Source organism: Pseudomonas sp. LBUM1662, from assembly GCF_059695915.1.
This window is the reverse complement of sequence record NZ_CP166793.1, coordinates 1,821,751-1,841,024: the sequence shown is the minus strand read 5'-3', so window position 1 is coordinate 1,841,024 and position 19,274 is coordinate 1,821,751. Positions and strand designations below refer to the sequence as shown.

Annotated in this window: 19 protein-coding genes; all 19 read right to left on the bottom strand. The window is 59.6% G+C overall.

Annotated elements, in window-relative coordinates; all coding sequences use genetic code 11:
* The 19 genes from ACA049_RS08190 to ACA049_RS08100 all read right to left on the bottom strand — a co-directional run bounded on the left by ACA049_RS08190 (position 1) and on the right by ACA049_RS08100 (position 19,063).
* Entirely contained in the window at positions 1-1,704 is a 1,704-nt protein-coding gene (locus ACA049_RS08190) for an ATP-binding SpoIIE family protein phosphatase (RefSeq protein ID WP_497336793.1), read from the bottom strand.
* 5 nt (positions 1,705-1,709) lie between these two features.
* On the bottom strand, positions 1,710-2,015 hold the full coding sequence (locus tag ACA049_RS08185; protein WP_497334551.1) for an STAS domain-containing protein: 306 nt from the start codon (positions 2,013-2,015) through the stop codon (positions 1,710-1,712).
* Between the two features lie 216 nt (positions 2,016-2,231).
* Complete coding sequence (gene fliJ / locus ACA049_RS08180; protein ID WP_438662287.1) at positions 2,232-2,681, bottom strand: flagellar export protein FliJ; 450 nt, start codon at positions 2,679-2,681, stop codon at positions 2,232-2,234.
* Between the two features lie 6 nt (positions 2,682-2,687).
* Entirely contained in the window at positions 2,688-4,046 is a 1,359-nt protein-coding gene (gene fliI, locus ACA049_RS08175) for a flagellar protein export ATPase FliI (RefSeq protein ID WP_497334550.1), read from the bottom strand.
* Positions 4,036-4,836 carry a flagellar assembly protein FliH gene (gene fliH, locus ACA049_RS08170; protein WP_497334548.1) on the bottom strand — a complete coding sequence of 267 codons (801 nt, stop codon included), beginning with the start codon at positions 4,834-4,836 and terminating at the stop codon, positions 4,036-4,038. The genes fliI and fliH overlap by 11 nt, the downstream gene beginning before the upstream one ends.
* A gap of 7 nt (positions 4,837-4,843) precedes the next feature.
* Positions 4,844-5,863, bottom strand: a complete 1,020-nt coding sequence (gene fliG, locus ACA049_RS08165; protein WP_007894195.1) for a flagellar motor switch protein FliG — start codon at positions 5,861-5,863, stop codon at positions 4,844-4,846.
* Complete coding sequence (fliF, locus tag ACA049_RS08160) at positions 5,856-7,643, bottom strand: flagellar basal-body MS-ring/collar protein FliF (RefSeq protein ID WP_497334546.1); 1,788 nt, start codon at positions 7,641-7,643, stop codon at positions 5,856-5,858. Before fliF ends, fliG begins: the two co-directional genes overlap by 8 nt.
* Before the next feature lie 14 nt (positions 7,644-7,657).
* Positions 7,658-7,987 carry a flagellar hook-basal body complex protein FliE gene (gene fliE / locus ACA049_RS08155; protein WP_497334544.1) on the bottom strand — a complete coding sequence of 110 codons (330 nt, stop codon included), beginning with the start codon at positions 7,985-7,987 and terminating at the stop codon, positions 7,658-7,660.
* A gap of 264 nt (positions 7,988-8,251) precedes the next feature.
* On the bottom strand, positions 8,252-9,631 hold the full coding sequence (locus ACA049_RS08150) for a sigma-54-dependent transcriptional regulator (RefSeq protein WP_497334542.1): 1,380 nt from the start codon (positions 9,629-9,631) through the stop codon (positions 8,252-8,254).
* Positions 9,632-9,636: 5 nt separating this feature from the next.
* Complete coding sequence (locus ACA049_RS08145; protein ID WP_497334540.1) at positions 9,637-10,860, bottom strand: sensor histidine kinase; 1,224 nt, start codon at positions 10,858-10,860, stop codon at positions 9,637-9,639.
* Positions 10,861-10,970: 110 nt separating this feature from the next.
* Positions 10,971-12,446 carry a sigma-54 dependent transcriptional regulator gene (locus ACA049_RS08140; protein ID WP_131061623.1) on the bottom strand — a complete coding sequence of 492 codons (1,476 nt, stop codon included), beginning with the start codon at positions 12,444-12,446 and terminating at the stop codon, positions 10,971-10,973.
* Positions 12,447-12,619: 173 nt separating this feature from the next.
* Complete coding sequence (fliT, locus tag ACA049_RS08135) at positions 12,620-12,916, bottom strand: flagellar protein FliT (RefSeq protein ID WP_497334538.1); 297 nt, start codon at positions 12,914-12,916, stop codon at positions 12,620-12,622.
* A 10-nt stretch (positions 12,917-12,926) separates the two neighbouring features.
* Positions 12,927-13,322, bottom strand: coding sequence for a flagellar export chaperone FliS (gene fliS / locus ACA049_RS08130; RefSeq protein WP_094471224.1), 396 nt, complete (start codon positions 13,320-13,322; stop codon positions 12,927-12,929).
* Between the two features lie 128 nt (positions 13,323-13,450).
* Positions 13,451-14,854 (bottom strand): flagellar filament capping protein FliD, encoded by a 1,404-nt coding sequence (gene fliD / locus ACA049_RS08125; RefSeq protein ID WP_497334536.1) that lies wholly within the window; start codon positions 14,852-14,854, stop codon positions 13,451-13,453.
* A gap of 82 nt (positions 14,855-14,936) precedes the next feature.
* Positions 14,937-15,302: a flagellar protein FlaG gene (locus ACA049_RS08120; RefSeq protein ID WP_497334534.1), complete on the bottom strand. Its 366-nt coding sequence runs from the start codon at positions 15,300-15,302 to the stop codon at positions 14,937-14,939.
* Between the two features lie 74 nt (positions 15,303-15,376).
* Complete coding sequence (locus ACA049_RS08115; RefSeq protein WP_497334532.1) at positions 15,377-16,228, bottom strand: flagellin domain-containing protein; 852 nt, start codon at positions 16,226-16,228, stop codon at positions 15,377-15,379.
* Between the two features lie 253 nt (positions 16,229-16,481).
* Positions 16,482-16,751 (bottom strand): hypothetical protein, encoded by a 270-nt coding sequence (locus tag ACA049_RS08110; RefSeq protein ID WP_497334530.1) that lies wholly within the window; start codon positions 16,749-16,751, stop codon positions 16,482-16,484.
* Positions 16,748-18,040, bottom strand: a complete 1,293-nt coding sequence (locus tag ACA049_RS08105; protein WP_497334528.1) for a motility associated factor glycosyltransferase family protein — start codon at positions 18,038-18,040, stop codon at positions 16,748-16,750. The genes ACA049_RS08110 and ACA049_RS08105 overlap by 4 nt, the downstream gene beginning before the upstream one ends.
* A 96-nt stretch (positions 18,041-18,136) precedes the next feature.
* Positions 18,137-19,063, bottom strand: a complete 927-nt coding sequence (locus tag ACA049_RS08100) for a ketoacyl-ACP synthase III (protein WP_497316424.1) — start codon at positions 19,061-19,063, stop codon at positions 18,137-18,139.
* Between the last annotated feature and the right edge of the window lie 211 nt (positions 19,064-19,274).

The following is a 19,274-nucleotide window of genomic DNA, read 5'->3' as shown; positions in this document are numbered from 1 at the left end:
TTATGCCAGAGCCTCCCAGAAAAACTCCACGCGGGCACTACGACCATCGTCGGACCAGCTCGCGCTACGGCTCAATTGGCGGATCAGACTGACACCGCGTCCCGACAGACGGCCACCGTCAACGGGACGCTCCATCACCCGCGCCACATCAAAGCCCTTGCCACTGTCTTCGACCCGCACAATAAGGCTGCCGCCCTTGCCTGTCGGCTCGACCTGCAAATACACCCGCACATAGCCGTCGCGCAATGCCTCCAGGCGCTCACTGCGCGCTTGATAATAGCGCGCGAACCCCGAAGCATCGCGCTTGAGACTTGAATCCAGACCGAGCACGCCGTGCTCCAGGGCATTGGAATAAAGCTCTGCCAACACGCTGTAGAGCGCGCCACTCTGAGCCCGCAGGCCATGGACCTCAAGCAGCAATTGCAAAAGGAAGGGAAGCGGATTGAAACGCTTGAGGGTCGCGGCGCGAAATTCGAAACTCACCGACCAGTCCAGCGGGCAGGACTGGCCGCTGTCGGAATACACCGGCGCTGGGGGGATCAGTTGCGCAGCCTCCAGCAGACTGACCTCGACCATGCTCACGTCATCGCGCGCCTCGCCACGGAAGTCCCGTAGCGCCTGCTCGATCTCTTCAAATAACGCGTCTGGCTGGCGATTGGCCGCAAACACCCGCTGCAACCGTTCCACACCAAACAACTGTTCGTTGGCATCGCAGGTATCGATGACCCCGTCGGACAGCAGGAAGACCCGATCGCCAACGGCCATCGGAAACACTTCGGTGCGGTCATTGAAGGTTTGCGGACTCAGCACCCCCAGCGGCAAGTGCCGCGCCGGCAACGGCGTGCGCTCACCCGTGGCGATGCTGTGCAAGTAACCGTCCGGCATTCCGCCGTTCCAGACTTCCACCGAACGCCGCTGAAAGCTCAGAGACAGCAAGGTGGCGCAGCAGAACATGTCCACCGGCAGGATGCGTTTGAGCTTGGCATTCATCTCGCGCAGGGTTTCGGCCAGGCCGTAGCCTTTGGCAGTCATGCCATAGAAGACTTCCGCCAGGGGCATGGCGCCCACGGCGGCCGGCAAACCGTGACCGGTGAAATCGCCCAGCAACACGTGCATGTCGCCGGCCGGGGTAAACGCCGCGAGCAGCAGGTCGCCGTTGAATAGCGCATAAGGGGATTGCAGGTAGCGGATATTCGGCGCACTCAGGCAGCCCGAATGCGCGACCTTGTCGAACACAGCCTTGGCCACCCGCTGCTCGTTGAGCAAGTAGTCGTGGTGTTTGGCGATCAGGTCCCGCTGCTGCAGCACCGTGGCCTGCAACCGGCGCAAGCGATCCATGGCCTTGATCTTGGCGGCGAGAATCACCTGGTTGTAGGGCTTTGCCAGAAAATCGTCGCCACCGGCCTCCAGACAACGGGCCAGGGCCTCGCTCTCAGTCAGCGACGTCAGGAAGATGATCGGCACCAGGGTTTCCCCGGCCAGCGCCTTGATCTGTCGTGCCGCCTCGAAACCGTCCATCACCGGCATCATGGCGTCCATCAATACCAGATGCGGGCGCTGCTCACGAAACGCTTCGACCGCCTCGGCACCGTTGGCGGCCGTGAGCACCAAATGGCCCTGGCGACGGACGATGCTCGACAACAGCATACGATCGGCCGCGCTGTCTTCGGCAATAAGGATTGTCAGCGGTTCGACTGGCTGCATGGCGGTCATGCAACGTCGAAGATTTGTTCGAAATTGGAAATGGCGAGAATCTTGCGCACATCGGCGTTGGCGTTGGTCAACGTGATTTCGGCACTCTCGCCACCGGCGTGATCACGCAATAGCAGGAGCATGCCGAGCGCGGAGCTGTCGAGATAGGTGGCGTCCTTCAAATCCACTTCGAAGGACTGGGGTTTTGGCATCAGGTTTTCGTAGGATTCGCGAAATTCCTGATGCTTGGCGAAATCGAATCGTCCCTTGATCGAGATCGTCAGCTTTTTCCCTTCCTGGGATGTTTCTGTATGGACTGACATTTTTTAACGGCTTCCTTGTCATGGGGGAACGTACGTGTACAAGGTTTAGCACTTGGCGGGGGCGGGAGCAAGGCGGGAAATTGTGGCGCATGTCAGGCCGCCTTCGCGGGCAAGCCTCGCTCCTACAGGTTTTGTGTCGTCCACAATATTAGGAACAACACAACACCTGTGGGAGCGAGGCTTGCCCGCGAAGAACGATAACGCGGTCCGGCTGATTCAGTACGGATCATGCCGCGGCAACCGCTGGGACAACTCATCCAGCAGTTTCTGTTCGCGCTTGTCTTCGAGCTTGCGCGCCTCGTCCATGTAGCGTTGTACAAGTTTTCGCAGGCCTTCAACCCGGGCAAACGCCTGCTGCCAGGACTCGCGCGCCTTGTTCAGGTTGTTCTGGTGCCAGTTCAGGCTTTGGCGCTGCTGATCGATGGCGGTGCCCAGTTGCGCAAGAAAGCCTTGATAGCCGAGCAGCCACTGGCCGGAGACGCCCGTGCTGCCGCGCACGATCCATTGCTCCTGGTATTCGAGGCGGAAGTTTTCGAGGTCGGCGAGTTTGCTTTCCGCGACACGAACCTGGCCCTGGAAGTGCCCAAGGCGCATGACCGCGGTTTTTTCGGCCTTTTCAGCCATTTCCACCACGGGTGCCAGGCGTGCCGCGCGGCTCTGGGCCATGGCCGGTTAGCCGCCCGCTGCCGGGGCGAAGATGGTGGCGAGATGGTGTTCGCTGGCGCCCATGCCGATGTTGTCGTTCAAGCCTTGACGCAGATAAGTGGTCATGGCCGGCTGCAGGGAAATCGCGATGTCGGTTTCTCGATCGCCGCCCGGCACATAGGCGCCGACGCTGATCAAGTCGCGACTCTGCTGATAACGCGACCAGTACTGCTTGAACATCTGCGCACGCGCCATGTGCTCGGGGCTGACCACCGACGGCATGACCCGGCTGATGGACGCTTCGATATCGATGGCCGGGTAATGCCCTTCTTCGGCCAGGCGCCGGGACAGCACGATGTGCCCGTCGAGTACGCCTCGCGCCGAGTCGGCAATCGGGTCCTGCTGGTCATCGCCTTCGGACAAGACGGTATAGAACGCAGTGATCGAACCGCCGCCCTTCTCGGCGTTACCGGCCCGTTCCACCAGTTTCGGCAACTTGGCGAAGACCGACGGCGGATAGCCTTTGGTCGCCGGCGGTTCGCCGATGGCCAGGGCGATTTCCCGCTGGGCCTGGGCGAAACGGGTCAGCGAGTCCATAAGCAACAGGACGTTCTTGCCCTTGTCGCGGAAATATTCGGCGATGCGCGTGCAGTACATCGCGGCGCGCAGACGCATCAGCGGCGCATCATCCGCCGGCGAAGCGACGACCACCGACCGCTTGAGCCCTTCCTCACCGAGGATGTGTTCGATGAATTCTTTAACTTCACGACCCCGCTCACCGATCAGCCCGACCACGATAATGTCGGCCTCGGTGAAGCGGGTCATCATGCCCAGCAGCACGGATTTACCCACGCCGGTACCGGCGAACAGACCGAGACGCTGACCGCGACCCACCGTCAACAAACCGTTGATGGTGCGGATGCCCACGTCCAGCGGTTCGCTGATCGGTTCACGCTTGAGCGGGTTGATGGTCGGGCCGTCCATCGGCACCCAGTCTTCGGCTTTCATGCCGCCCTTGCCATCCAGCGCACGGCCGGCGCCGTCCAGCACCCGCCCGAGCATGCTCATGCCCATCGGCAAGCGGCCAGTGTCCGCCATAGGAACCACGCGGGCACCGGGCGCAATGCCAGCGACGCTGCCGACCGGCATCAGGAACACCTTGCTGCCGGAGAAGCCCATGACTTCGGCTTCGACCTGCACCGGGTGATAACTGTCGTCGTTGATGACCATGCAGCGGCTGCCCATGGCGGCGCGCAAGCCTTCGGCTTCGAGGGTCAGGCCGACCATGCGCAGCAGGCGGCCTTCAAGAATCGGCGCACCCGCCAGCGTAGTGACCTCGGCATAGCTGCCCAGGCGCTTGGCGAAGCTGGTGCGATCAAGGCGCATCGGGGTCGTCCAGTGTCGGCTCGACCGCAGGCTTCTCGTCGACTGGCAGTTCCAGGCTCAAATCCGGCGCGGCCGGGTGCAAGGCCTGATCGTGCAACTGATCGAACAGCTTGGCCATGACCTGGGCAACGCGGGTTTCAACGGTGGCGTCGATGCGGCTGTGTTCGGTCTCGACCCGGCAACCGCCGGGCAGCAGGGACTCGTCCTCGACGATGCGCCAGGTTTCTTCATGGCGCTCGCGCAGGGCTTTGACCTGTTCGAAATCCTGCGGATTGATGTACAGCCGCACATTGCCCACGCCCAACGGCAAGAGCTTGAGGGCTTCGCGCATGACGTGTTCGATTTGCGTCGAGTCGATGGCCAGTTCGCGCTGAATCACCTGCTTGGTGATGTGCTGCACAAGGTCGACCAGCGACTTTTCGATCTGGGTGTCTTGCTCGGCGATAGGCTCGAACAGGTTGGCCATCAGCTGTTCAAGGCCGGCGATCTTCGGCGTCAGCGCCGCTTCAGCTTCCTGACGGACCTTGAGCGTGGTGCTGTGAAAACCCTCTTTCTCGCCCACGGCGAAGCCTTCGTTGTAGGCTTCCTGGCGGATCGCTTCGAGTTCTTCGAGGGTCAGTGGCTGGACTTCGTCCAGCGGCACCTCTTCCATTTCCGGCGGTTCGGGCTCGGGTTCCGGCTCGGGCTCCGGCACAAACGGATCGAAACTGGGCAACGCCCAGACGTCGAAACCGGCGACGGCCTTGCCTCGGATCAGGTCGGTCTGGGACTCATCATGTTTGGACGACATAGTGACCTTAGATCATCTCTTCGCCGCCCTTCCCGCCGAGAACGATTTCTCCGGCTTCGGCCATACGGCGGGCAATGGTGAGGATTTCTTTCTGCGCGGTTTCCACGTCGCTGACACGCACCGGGCCTTTGGCCTCGAGGTCGTCGCGCAACAGTTCGGCCGCTCGTTTGGACATGTTCTTGAAGATCTTTTCCTTGACGCCTTCGTCCGAACCCTTGAGGGCCAGCACCAATACGTCGGAAGACACTTCGCGCAGCAACGCCTGAATTCCGCGGTCGTCGACATCGGACAGGTTGTTGAACACGAACATGAGGTCTTCGATCTGACCGGACAGGTCTTCGTCGACTTCGCGGATCGAGTCCATCAACTGGCCTTCGATCGAGCTGTCGAGGAAGTTCATGATGTCGGCCGCACGCTTGATGCCACCCAGGGTGGTGCGCGAGGCATTCGAGTTGCCGGAGAACTGCTTCTCGAGAATCTGGTTCAGTTCTTTCAATGCTGCCGGTTGCACAGTGTTCAGCGAGGAAACCCGCAGAATGATGTCCAGACGCACCTTGTGGTCGAAGTTGCCCAGCACTTCACCAGCCTGATCCGGATCGAGGTACGCCACCACGATCGCCTGGATCTGCGGGTGCTCGTAACGGATCACGTCGGCGACGGCGCGTGGTTCCATCCACTTCAGGCTGTCGAGGCCGCTGGTGTTGCCGCCCAGCAGGATGCGGTCGATCAGGCCGTTGGCCTTGTCTTCGCCCAGCGCCTGGGTGAGCATTTTGCGCACGTAGTCGTCAGAGCCGACGCCCAGGCTGGTCTGGTCGCCGACGATGTCGACGAACTCGCTCATGACCTGCTCGACCTGCTCGCGGTGCACGTTGCCCATCTGGGCCATCGCCACACCCACACGCTGGACCTCTTTAGGCCCCATGTGGCGCAACACTTGCGCAGCATCAGTCGAACCCAGGGACAGCAGCAGAATCGCGGCTTTATCGACCTTGGTCAGTTTGGCGGCAACGGCTCGGTTATCACTCATCTGCGTTAATCCACTCTTTCACGACCTGGGCCACGCGACCCGGATCTTCTGCCACCAGACTCTTGATTGCATTCAACTGTGCGTCATAGCCTTCGCTCGGGCTCGGCAGCAGGATGCTTTGCGGGCCACCGAGGCTGACGCGGTCGTTGGCCAGTTCGCCGTCCAGGCCGCCCATGCCACCGAGTTCCACGTCGCTGCCGATGCCGGCCAACTGCTTGCCTTTGCCGCCACCGGTGATGTTGTTGAGCACCGGACGCAGCACACCGAACACCAGCACCAGGATGAACAACACACCCAGCACTTGCTTGACGATGTCCCAGAACCACGGCTGGGAGTAGAACGGAATATCGGCAATCACTTCACCGCGCTCGGCGGAGAACGGCATGTTGATCACGCTGACGCTGTCACCACGGCTGGCGTCGAAACCGACGGCGTCCTGCACCAGACGCGTGAAGCGCGCCAATTCATCGGCGCTCCACGGCGCACGAGTGGTTTCGCCGTTGGCGGCGTTGACCTTGACCTGATCGTCCACGACGACCGACACCGACAGGCGATTCAGACGACCCTGCTGTTGCTTGGTGTGGCTGATCGAACGATCGAGCTCGAAGTTCTTGGTGGATTGTTGACGCTTGTCCGCCGGATACGGCGCCAGCATCGGCTGACCGGTGGCCGGGTCCATGATTTGCTGACCGTTGGCATCGATCAACGGCTGGCCTGGCTGCACCATGCCGGCTGCGGCGGTGCTGCCACCGGTGGTTTGCGGCGCGGAGGCTGGCGATGGCGGCTGGTTGCTCAAGGCCCCCGGCACACCTTGCGGGCCATTGCTGGCGGTGCGTTGTTCGTTGACCGACTGCTCGCTGCGCAGCGCCGGCTGATCCGGGTTGAACTGCTCGGAGGTCGACTCGACGGCACTGAAGTCCACATCGGCCGAGACTTCGGCTTTATAGCGGTCGTTACCCAACACTGGCTGCAGAATGTTGTGCACACGCTGGGTCAGCATGGTTTCCATGCGACGGCTGTAATCGAATTGCTTGCCGGCCATGGTCAGTTCGGAATTCTCCGCCTGATCCGACAGCAAGTTGCCCTTCTGGTCGACCACGGTGATCTGGGATTTGCTGAGTTCGGGAACGCTGGTCGCGACCAGGTTGATGATTGCCACCACCTGACCCGGCTCCAGCGAACGACCGGAATACAGCTCAACCAGCACCGAAGCGCTTGGTTTGCGTTCGTCACGCACGAACACCGAACTCTTCGGAATCGCCAGGTGCACGCGGGCACCCTTGACGTTGTTCAGGCTGGAAATGGTGCGAGCCAGTTCGCCTTCAAGGCCGCGACGATAACGGGTCGCTTCCATGAACTGGCTGGTCCCCAGGCCTTGGTCCTTATCGAGGATTTCAAAACCGATGTTGCCATCGCTGGGAGTGACACCAGCGCCCGCGAGCTTGAGCCGCGCACGGGACAGGTCTTCGGCCTTGACCAGCAAGGCACCGGAGTTGGGTTCCACGGTGTAGGGAATATCGGCGGCGGCCAGGGTATCCATGACCTGTTTGGCGTCCATACCGGCAAGACTGCCGTACAGAGGCCGGTAGTCCGGCTGCTGAGACCACAGCACCACGGCAAAACCAATCGCCACGCTCGCAGCCAGGCCGACCAACAGGCCTACCTGACGCAACATGGTCATCTCGGAGAGGTTTTCCAGGAAGGACAACCCGAACAGCGGCGGTTTGCCGTCTATTGGGGTGGCCTTGGCCGGAACGTTATCGGCGACTGCTTCTGCCATGACTCAATTCGTCCTTAAACCGGCATCTGCATGATGTCTTGGTATGCCTGAACCAGCTTGTTGCGCACTTGGGTCAACGCTTGAAAAGACACGCTGGCCTTCTGCGAGGAAACCATCACGTCCGTCAGGTCGACGCCACTTTTGCCGATCTCGAAGGCACTGGCCAACTGACTGGACGCCTGCTGGGTGTCGTTCACTTTATTGACAGCCTGACCGAGCATGTCGGAAAAGCTGCTGCCACCCAGTTCAGGGACTGCGGCAGTCGATTTAGGCGCAGACATGGCATCCATTTGCATGGAGCGCATATCCAGCATCAATCGATTAAATTCAATACCTTGGCTCATGATCTACTCTCATTGGCGACCCGCAATTTTTTGACACTCACTCGGCGGGTAGTGAGGTGTTAGCAACAAGGGTGCCAGCTCCGTGGCCACTCTGAACAAAAGGCCATCCCGGGCCATGCTCAGCTGTGAATCACCGCAAGAACTAATGTGGGAGCGGGCTTGCTCGCGAATACGGTTTTCCATTCAATAGAGATGCTGGCTGGACTACAGCTTTCGCGAGCAAGCCCGCTCCCACATATGGATCAGTGTTACGCGCGTCAACTTTCAGGTGGCAAACAAATAAGCTTCCACATCCATGCCGGCATCGCGCATCTGCGCCAGCTTGTAGCGCAAGGTGCGCGGGCTGATGCCCAGTCGCTCGGCGGCTTCCTTGCGGCGGCCACGTTCGGTGCGCAAGGTGTCGATGATCATCTGGAATTCACGGCGGCGCAGGTCATCGCCCAACGCCCCGGCCGATTCAGTATCGACCTCCACGACCCGCGCCGGCGCCAATGTCGGCAGCGGCGCACACGCCACCGGCCCGGACAGGCAGAAATCCTGAGGCTGGATCAAACCACCCTGTTGCAGAATCAGGGCGCGCTGGATCGCGTTATCCAGCTCACGCACGTTGCCCGGCCACGGATAACCGATCAGGCACGCCTGCGCCTCGGGCGACAGTTTCGCCGCAGCATGCTTCATTTTATTGACGTGTTTAGCCAGCAGGCGCTCGGCCAGCGGCAGGATGTCGGCGGTGCGCTCGCGCAATGGACGCCAGGCCAGTGGAAACACCGACAAGCGATAGAAGAGGTCCTCACGGAAACGCCCCGCCGCCACTTCACCGGACAGGTCACGGTTGGTGGTCGCCACGACCCGGATGTCCAGGGTGATCGGCTTGCGCGCACCGACCCGCTCGACTTCGCGCTCCTGCAACACGCGCAGCAACTTGGCCTGGAGCCCGAGGGGCATTTCAGAAATTTCGTCGAGCAGGATCGTCCCGCCATCGGCCTGTTCGAACTTGCCGGCCTGCGCCGCGATGGCGCCGGTGAACGAACCTTTTTCGTGACCGAACAACGTGGCTTCGAGCATGTTGTCGGGGATTGCCGCGCAGTTGATCGCAATGAACGGCTGACTGGCGCGGTGGGAATGCTGATGGATGTAGCGCGCCAGGACTTCTTTACCGGTCCCGGACTCACCGGAGATCAACACGGTCGAATCGCTGCGTGCGACCCGTGCGGCAAGATCCAGCAATTGCACGCTGGCCGGCTCGAAGGCGATCGGCCCTTCGCTCTCGGTCGCGCCGAGCGTGCCCAATGCGTGCCGCGCCACCAGGTCGAGCAATGCCTTGGGCTCGAACGGCTTGACCAGATAATCCGCCGCGCCCTGGCGCATCGCATCGACGGCCCGCTCGACAGCGCCGTGAGCAGTCATCAGCAACACCGGCAACTGTGGCTGGCGCGCTCGCAGCAAACCGAGCAGTTGATGGCCGTCCATACCCGGCATATTGACGTCACTGATGACCAGGCTGAACGCCTCATTGCCGACTGTCGCCAGCGCTTCTTCCGCCGAACCGACCGCCGTGTAATCGTGCCCCGCAAGCAACAGCGTATCGGCCAGTGCTTCGCGTAGCGCGCGGTCGTCCTCGACCAGCAGAACCTTGATTGCCATGTCCTTCACTCCGCTCCCTGAGCGTTGGGCTGTTCACCGGAAAAAAGCGGCAGGATGACCTGCGCACAGGTGCCGCGACCTGGCCGCGAGCGCAACTGCAATTCTCCCTGATGAGCACGGGCCACTGCCTTGACCACGGTCAGGCCCAGGCCGGTCCCGGTGGTTTTGGTGGTGAAAAACGGCTCGCCCAGACGCGCCAGGACTTTGCCGTCGATGCCGCTGCCGCTGTCACTGACGCACACGCGCAGGGTGTTTTCACGGGCATAGAAATGCACTTTCAAGCGGACTTCACCGGCACTGGCCTGAATGGCGTTCTCGATCAGGTTGAGAATCGCCCCGACCAGGGTGTCGCGGTTGCACAGCAACTCGCCAACGTGACTGTCGCACTGCCAGCGAATCGGCAGATCCTGCACATGGGTCAGCGCTGCCGATTGCAGCGACTGCATCAATTGCCTGGGCGTGACACGGTCAGTCAGCGGCAACTCGCCGCGGGCGAACACCAGCATGTCGCGAACCTGATGTTCCAGCTCATGCAGACGCTCTTTAAGGCGCCCGGCGAAACGCTGTTGGGTGGCGACCGGCAATTCCTGCTCAGTCAAATGACTGGCATAGAGCAAGGCGGCGGACAACGGCGTACGAATTTGATGGGCCAACGAAGCGACCATTCGCCCAAGGGACGACAGGCGTTCGTGACGGGCCAGTTGATCTTGCAGATGACGGGTTTCAGTCAGGTCGTTGAGCAACACCAACTGCCCGGGCTCGGCATCCAGCGAGCGAGTGGCGATCGACAGGCGCCGACCGTCCTTGAGAGAGATTTCGTGACCGTCGTCTTCGCGGGGCGCAAAGCAGCGGGCAATGACATGACGCCAGAGCTCGCCTTCGAGGGGCAGGCCGAGCAACTCGCAGGCCGCCGGGTTGGCTTCGCGCACGATGCCCTGGGCATCGATGACGATGACGCCGCCAGGCAACAGATCGAGGAGGTTTTGCAGACGGTTGGCCAGGCGTTCTTTTTCCGCCAGCTCTTGCATGCGTTGAGCGCTGACCACCGCCAGTTCACCCTTGAGCTCGGTGACCCGGGCCTCAAGCATGCTGTAGGAATCAGTCAACTGGCTCGACATCTGATTGAACAGAGAGAACGCCTGCTCAAGGCCAAGCCGGCTTGCCTGCTCTACGGACGACGGTTGCCCCGAAGTGTCAGGGACAGGAGACATCTGGGCGGCTTGGGGCATCGTGCTCTCTCGCTTGGCTGACCGTCAGTTAAACGGAACGTTGCGAGGGATGTAGCAATACCCGTGCCTAAAAAAAACCGCCTACAAATGAACGACTTGAAAAACAGGCGTCAATCATCCGCCTGTTCGTCACCGTCGCGACGGCTCATGCCGTACTTGCGCATCTTTTCCACCAGGGTGGTGCGACGAATACGCAGGCGTTCTGCAGCGCGTGCCACGATGCCATTGGCATCATCCAGTGCCTGCTGAATCAACCCCTGCTCCAGACCACCGAGGTAGTCTTTCAAGTCGAGGCCTTCCGGCGGCAGCAGGGCGTTGGCGGTGAAGTCCGGGGTATGGCCGTTGATGGCCACTCGTTCTTCCAGATCGCTGCGCAGGCTGTCGACCAGTTGCTCGTCTTCGTCATCGACGTAACGGAATTTCTTCGGCAGTTCGACCACGCCGATCACTCCGTACGGATGCATGATCGCCATGCGCTCCACCAGGTTGGCGAGTTCGCGGACGTTGCCCGGCCAGCCGTGACGGCACAGCGACATGATCGCCGCCGAGTTGAAGCGGATCGAACCGCGCTTCTCGTGTTCCATGCGCGAGATCAACTCGTTCATCAGCAACGGGATGTCTTCGACACGCTCGCGCAGCGGCGCCATCTCGATCGGGAACACGTTCAGGCGGTAGTACAAGTCTTCGCGGAAGGTGCCGATCTCGATCATGCTTTCGAGATTCTTGTGGGTCGCCGCGATGATGCGCACGTCGACGCTCTGGGTCTTGTTGCTGCCCACGCGCTCGAAGGTGCGCTCCTGCAACACGCGCAGCAACTTGACCTGCATCGGCAACGGCATGTCGCCGATTTCGTCGAGGAACAGGGTGCCGCCGTTGGCCAGTTCGAAACGTCCGGCTCGGCTGGTAATCGCCCCCGTGAAGGCGCCCTTCTCGTGGCCGAACAATTCGCTCTCCAGCAACTCGGCCGGGATCGCCCCGCAGTTGACCGGAACGAACGGCGCGTCACGACGCTTGGAGTGGTAATGCAGGTTGCGCGCAACCACTTCCTTGCCGGTGCCGGACTCGCCGAGGATCAGCACACTGGCGTCGGTGTCTGCCACTTGCTGCATCATCTGACGGACGTGCTGGATCGCCCGGCTGGTGCCGACGAGGCTGCGGAAAAGATTGGGTTCGCGATGACGACCGCGCTCGCGGGCCTGGTCATACATCTCGCGATAGACCTGGGCACGGTGCAGCGAATCGAGCAATTTGCTGTAGCTGGGTGGCATTTCGAGGGTCGAAAGCACTCGGCGACGCTGATCTTCAGGCAAGTCAACGGAAGAATTATCGCCCATTAACAAAACCGGAAGGAACTCATCCCAGGTTGCGAGTGTCTTTAACAAGCCCGGAAGTGCGCCAGGAGCATTGACCGTCCCGATGAGGACACAGATCACTTCACGACTTGATGACAAAGAGCCGACAGCCTGCTGCCAGTCATGGCTGCCGCAGGGCAAATTTTCTTCACCGAGAAAATTTAAAATCACCGCCAAATCGCGGCGGCGGACGCTATCGTCATCAATCAGCAGAATTTTGGTTTCACGCCACATGCAATAGCAACTTCCCTAGTCAACTCAATGCCCAAAATGATGGGGCAAGCTAGACGCTTGCAGACACGTTATGCCTGTAGACGCCTGAAATCTGGAACCAGCCACTAGTTAAGTCAAAAAACCGTGCACAGTCAAATTTATGGCGCACTATGTTTGGATTAACTGAGGGTTAATTAACCAAACAGATGGTAAACCTTTGCCGCGCTCTGCGCTTGATGGATCTGCGACATCTCGTCGACTATCGCTTGCCTCTCCCCCGTCGCCGCCTCCAGAAGCTGCTTGTACACCCCCAGCAACTCTTCAAGATTATCGCGCAGGGCAGCCTCGTCCACCGAAGCTTCACTCAAGACGTCTTCCATGCAGGTACGGCACGCCAGGTCCAACTCACCGATGGCCTCCCAATTACGCTCGGCCAATGCACCGACCAGGGCTTCGCGGGTGTGTTCGATTCGCTGCAATACAAGACTCATGGTGATCTCCTTAAAACTGCGGACCCGGTGCGGCAATCGCATCCCAACCGTCTTTGACTGTTCGAAGCAAATCTGCGACTTCGTCGAGAATTGCCGGATCAGTCTTGATGTTGGCCTCGGCCAGACGCTTCATCATGTAGGTGTACAGGTTATCCAGCTCACCGACGGTCTCAACAGAGTTCTCAAGGTCCAGACCTTCACGCAAACCACCGATGATGCCGATGGCCTTGCCGATCAGAACACCCTTGTTCGGAATGTCTTTGCGCTCCATCGCGCCCTTGGCCTGGGCGATACGGTCCAGCCCGCCTTCCATCAACATCTGCACCAGACGATGCGGGCTGGCTTCGGAAGTTTGCGCCTGAGCGCCAATCTTCTTGTATTGGCGAAGGGCTAACATTGGATTCATGTTGTACCTCATCAAAATGCTGTAGTTCGTATAACCAGTGTATCGACGACGCGTCAAAAAACTTTAGATTCAAATGCAAAAAGCCCGGAGCGCTCTAAAACGCTGCCGGGCTTTTGGCGTTATGCGTGTTACGAGTTCTTCTGCTGCGCGGCCATCGCATCAAACATCGAGGTGATGTTGCTGGCTGTCGCCTTCAACTTACCAACGAGTGTATCCATGTCGTTGTACTTTTTGGTCAGCACAGCGGTCAGGGTCTCGATCCGGCGGTCCAGTGCACCCTGGTCGGCGGTCAGCTTGGTTTTGGTGACATTCAGGCTGGTGGTGCGAGTATCCAGAATACCGCCGGTATCGGTGTAAGGCTTGATCACATTGTTCATGCGCTCAAGCAGACCGTTGGTTCCGGTGAACAGGGTTTGAACTTCGCCGCCGAGCTTCTTGTCATTCATCGCCGCGGTGAACTTGACGGAGTCGAAGTTCAGCGCACCGGTTTTCTGATCGGTGGTGATGCCCAACTGCGAAAGCACGGTCAGTTTGTCGCCAGCACCGGTCGTGGACAATGGGCCACGCATGCCAGACAAAATCGAACGCGGCAACGAGTCACCGGTCAGTGCGGCAGGAATGGTTGGCTTGCCATCGTCGTCCAGGGACGGCTTGGTCAAGGAGGTCACTGCGTTGGCGACAGCGTTGTAGGCGTCGACAAACTTCTGGATCGACGCCTTCAGGCCATCATTGTTGCCTGCAACGGTAACAGTGGTGGTGTCCTTGGACAGCAAGGTCATCGACAACCCGGAAACGTTGCTCACGGTGTTGGAAGGACTGCTCATGGCCAAGCCATCAACGCTGTAGAGCGCATCCACAGGCAATTCGCCGATGGCGCCCGAAGAAGTCGCAGTCGGCGTTGCCGCCATTTTCACCGTACCGTCCATGTCCAGACCGGCAATACCGCTGACCTTGAGTTCGGACCCGGCACCCGTGGTGCTGGAACCCAGCACCAGGCGCGAACCGAAACTGTCGGTCACGATGTTGGCGCTGAGGCCACTGGACTGATACTGAGTGTTGATAGAGTCGCGAACCGATTGCAGGGTGGCGCCCGCCGCAACGTTAACGGTGTAGGACTTGCTGCCCTGGTTGATCGTCAGGGTGCCTGACGCGATCGGGCTGGTTGCACCCCCGGCGAAGGCGGCACTGGCCACTTTCGAGCTGGTTGCCAATTGGCTGACAGCGACAGTGTAAGTGCCGGCGACCGCTGCGTTGTTAGCGGTGGCGGTGACAACTTTGGCGTTGCCGGTGGTCGCCGCAAAACCGGTGAACTGAGGGGTCGTCGTGCTGCCCAGATCCTTGAGCGCGGTCTGGAACGTGGCCAGCAGCGATTTCAAGGTGCCGATCCCGGAAATGCTCGCCGAGTTGGTAGCGGTCCCACGATCGATCTGACCTTGCTTGGCCGCTTTATCGGCGTTTACCAAGGCTTTGACGATAGCACCGGTATCAAGGCCGGAGCCTAAACCTGTGCCCGGTAAAATTGGACTTGCCATGTAGAACTCCCTTCAGTGTGTCGCCGGTCTTTTGACCACTACAACGCCCAAAAGAACATAACAACAAAATTCGTGCCAGCTGTCAGGCTTTAGCGCTGAACAACAAGCTGCTTGCATCATTCAAACTATTGGCCAGTTTCAGGACTTCTTCGTTGGGGATCTGACGAACCACCTCACCCGACTCACTGGCAATGACTTTCACAACGACCTGGCCTGAAGGCTCATCAATCGAGAACTCCAGGTTGCGCTTGACCGACTGAACGAACTTTTCAATTTCTTGAACAGCCATTTTCAGTTTGTCCTGCTCGGCTTGTGCGCTCTTGCGCACCTCCTTGACGTCGACCACTTTCGCGGGCTCCGCTCGAGGCTTTTCCGCAGGCTTTTCAGCAACCGTGGTCGCATGCTTCGCCGTCGGATAAGACAAGTTCAGCTTCACGCTCATATCCATGTCCATCACCTCTAAAATTAAAAAAGCGAGAGGGCACGACCAGCGCGCACCCCTCGCCAAAACTCAATCAGCTATTACTGAAGCAGTTTCAGTACAGCGGATGGCAGTTGGTTGGCCTGAGCCAGAACTGCGGTGGAAGCTTGTTGCAGAGTTTGTTGCTTGGTCAGCTGTGCAGTTTCAGCAGCGAAGTCGGTATCTTGTACGCGACCACGAGCAGCTTCAGCGTTTTCGTTGATGTTCTGCAGGTTGGAGATGGTGCTGGTCAGACGGTTTTGTGCAGCACCGAGGTCAGCACGCGCGCTGTTGATGGTTTGCAGAGCGGCGTCGATACGGGTGATGGCAGCCGAGAACGAAGCTTGAGCGGTAGCCGAGCTGTTACCAGTGATCTGAGTGGTAGCCGAGTCAACCGACAGGGTTGCAGCGCCGAAGCCGGAAGCCAGGGTCAGAGTGATCTGGTTAGCCGAACCGGTGTTGGAACCAACCTGGAAGGTCATGGTACCAGCGGTACCGTCCATCAGGTTCTTGCCGTTCAGGTTGGTGGAGTTGGCGATACGAGTGATCTCGTCCGACATTGCCGCGAATTCTTTGTTCAAAGCAACGCGGTCTTGAGTACCGTTCGAGTCGTTTCGAGCTTGTACAGCCAGTTCACGCATACGCTGCAGAATGTTGGTGGTTTCCTGCATCGCGCCTTCAGCGGTCTGAGCGATCGAGATACCGTCGTTGGCGTTTTTGATTGCCATGGTCTGACCGCGGATTTGCGAGGTCATACGGGTAGCGATCTGCAGGCCGGCGGCGTCGTCTTTAGCGCTGTTGATTTTCAGGCCGGAAGACAGGCGAGTCATCGAAGTCGACAGGGAGTCGGAAGCGCGGTTCAGGTTCTTTTGAACGCTCAACGACGTGACGTTGGTGTTTACTGTTAAAGCCATGACGAATTCCTCGTTGGTTGGGTACTGCGGCTTCCGGCCCTGGCAACCGCCGGGTATGGCCTAGAGAACCTTCGTAATAGTTATCGTCGCCAATGCAACTTGCTTTAGGGGATTTTCAAAATTATTTGCCATCACGTTGCCACCCCCCGTAAATCAAGGGGTTGGCGACGGTCCGACAGCGAAAAAATGACGTCAGGGAAATGTCGGCGAGAGGTTGGCGAGGGCTCGCCGGCACCGACAGAAGGGAAATGGCTTAAACAGACAGGCTTTCGGTCAACAGCTCGACCAGTTCGTATTCCAGGTAATCAGCCAGTGCGAGCCAGTTCTGCGCCTCTTGGCACTCAAACATTCGACCGAGCACAAACGCCCACTGCTGCTGAGCCTCCTGCGGCTTCGAATCGAACGCCGGGTGAACCGCACCGGCCAACTCGATCATCGCCAGCCCGGCTTCGACATCTCGCCCCAGACGGAACAAGGCTGCACAATGCTGTGCATCGGCAACGAAGGTTTCAAGCGCACTCATGACGCAAACTCCGGATGAAAAACCGTGCCGGCGATCATCGCCCCTGCCCGACTGCTGTTATAGAAACGCACCTTTGGATGGCCCGCGATAAAACGCTCCAGCTCACACAGGTAGCTGCGGAAGTTGAGCTGAGTCTTGATGCGCTGACCGTGACCGTCCAACACCCAATGCCTGGCAGCGCCCAGTTGCGGCCCCAAATCACCATCGCCCCATCCCGCGTGGGTCTTGTCGCCCGGGAAGGCGAAGTCGGCGCCGAACAGCGTGATCTGCGCCGCGCCCATCTTCACCGCCAGGTCCGCCGCCGGATGAATCACGCTACCGCCGACATACAACTCACCCCGGGGCAATTGCTGACGCAGTTGCTGGTAGATCGGGCTCGCGGAGTAACCGGCGTAACGGGTCCCTTGCCAAGCCTCAATCACCGCCGGATCAAGCATGGGCATGTACACCAGCGTGATGTCGGCCGTGCCTTCAGCCGGCAGGTGCCGGTCCGAAATGCGCTGGTCGATGCTGACGACAATGTCGGGCCGAATGCCATGCTTGAGCAGCGGACGATAGGCCGTATCGACGCAGATGAACAACGGCCGCTCAGTCTCATTGCGAATCGCGCGCAAGGTCGCGAAGTGCTGTTCCAGGCTCGGGCCGGTGGCGATCACAAACACCTCCCGCCCCGGCTGTGAACCGAACAACTCGGCGACGTCGCGATCGTCCTGCACCCATTTGAGACTGGCCTCCAAGCGCTCGATAATCTCAAGCGCCTGCGGGTCGAACTCGCGATTGTTGAAGGTCAGATGAGTTTCACTGATCAGGCGATCGCGGATCTTCGCGTTGAAATCGTCGGCCAGCACCAGCTCGGAGGGCAGGGCAAAAAACGGCAGCTGGATTTCACCCAGGTCACCGGCATACAACAGTTCGACCCGCGGATCGCTGAGCCACGGCTGTTGATCAAGCAGTTGCAACACCAGGGCAAACACGGCGCCGTTGAGGATGTGCACGTATAACCGTTGAACACCGGCACGTTGCAGCAGTTCCATTTGCAGATCGCCGAGCCCGGTGCCGTAGACATGCGCCACCGGACTGTCGAACGGCAAACTGTCGGCCTGAAGCACGGCCTCGCGACTGCGGTCATGGCGGCTGGTCAGCTGAATGCCATTGATGCTCAGCGTCGAGCCAAGGCCTTCCACCAGATCAGCCTGTAACAGGCTCGTGTCTTCGACCAGCAAGCGCACAGCCAATGCCGGCCAGCGTTGCTGGATGACGTCGACGTTGTGCTCAAAGAACTCGCTCATGGCGCCTCGCATTGTGTTCGGGCAAAAAAATAGCGCTCAAGATTACACCTTGAGCGCTTTTTTTGTGTCTGGCTTTCTTTGACTAAAGCACTGGGTTCAAGGGCGATAGAGGATCGCCGAACCCCAGGACAGGCCAACGCCGAAACCGCTGAGCGCAACACGCTTCCAGTCGGAGTCCAGCACGTGTTTTTCCAACAGCAGCGGAATGCTCGACGACACGGTGTTGCCGGTCTCGACCATGTCCTTGATGAACTTCTCCGGCTCGCCTTCGAAGCGGCGCGCCACGGCATCGACAATCGCGGCGCTGCCCTGGTGGATGCAGAAGGCGTCGATATCGTCAGCGGTCAGCTGCGAGTCGGCCAGCAGTTCATGCAAGTGCGCCGGCACTTTGAGCAGCGCGAAGTTGAACACCTGTCGACCGTTCATGTAGAACACGCCGTCGGTGACTTTCAGGTGCGGTGCACCGGAACCGTCGGTGCCGAACTTGGCTTTGCCCAGCTGCCAGGGTGCGTTTTCACCCATCCAGGTCGCGGTGGCGGCGTCGCCGAAGAGCATGGTGGTGTTGCGGTCTTCCGGGTCGACGATCTTCGAATACGGGTCGGCGGTGATCAGCAAGCCATTCTTCAGGCCGGCGGCCTCCATGAAGCCCTTGATCGCGTAGATGCCATAGACGTAGCCGGAGCAGCCCAGGGAAATATCGAACGCGGCCACGGTGGTCGGCAGGCCCAATTTGTCCTGAACGATGGCAGCCGTGTGTGGCAAGCCTTCTTCGTCGCCGTTCTGGGTGACGACGATCAGCACATCGATGGATTCACGTTTCAGATCGGGGTTGTTGGCGAACAGCGCATTGGCTGCTTCGACACACAGGTCCGAAGTTTCCTGCCCGGCGTCTTTGCGCGGCAGGAAGGCCGAACCGATTTTGCCCAGGATGAATTCTTCATCCTTTTCGAATTTTGCACCTTGTGCGTAATTGTCCACGCCGGCTACAGGAACGTAGCTCGCAATGCTTTTTATGCCAATCATTACGGCTTCCCAATAATAAACAGCCCAATACCACCGCTCGTAATGATTCGAGGGGCGCCGACAAACAGAGAAAAACGTCGCCCCTTCGAGGCGACAGCGGGAAGAATAAAAGGCTATCACCGGGCTAAAAACAGACCAGGCGCCACCTCCCCGATTAATACAATACAGTGAAGATGCGCGTTTTGACTCGCAGGTCACCATATTTTGCCTA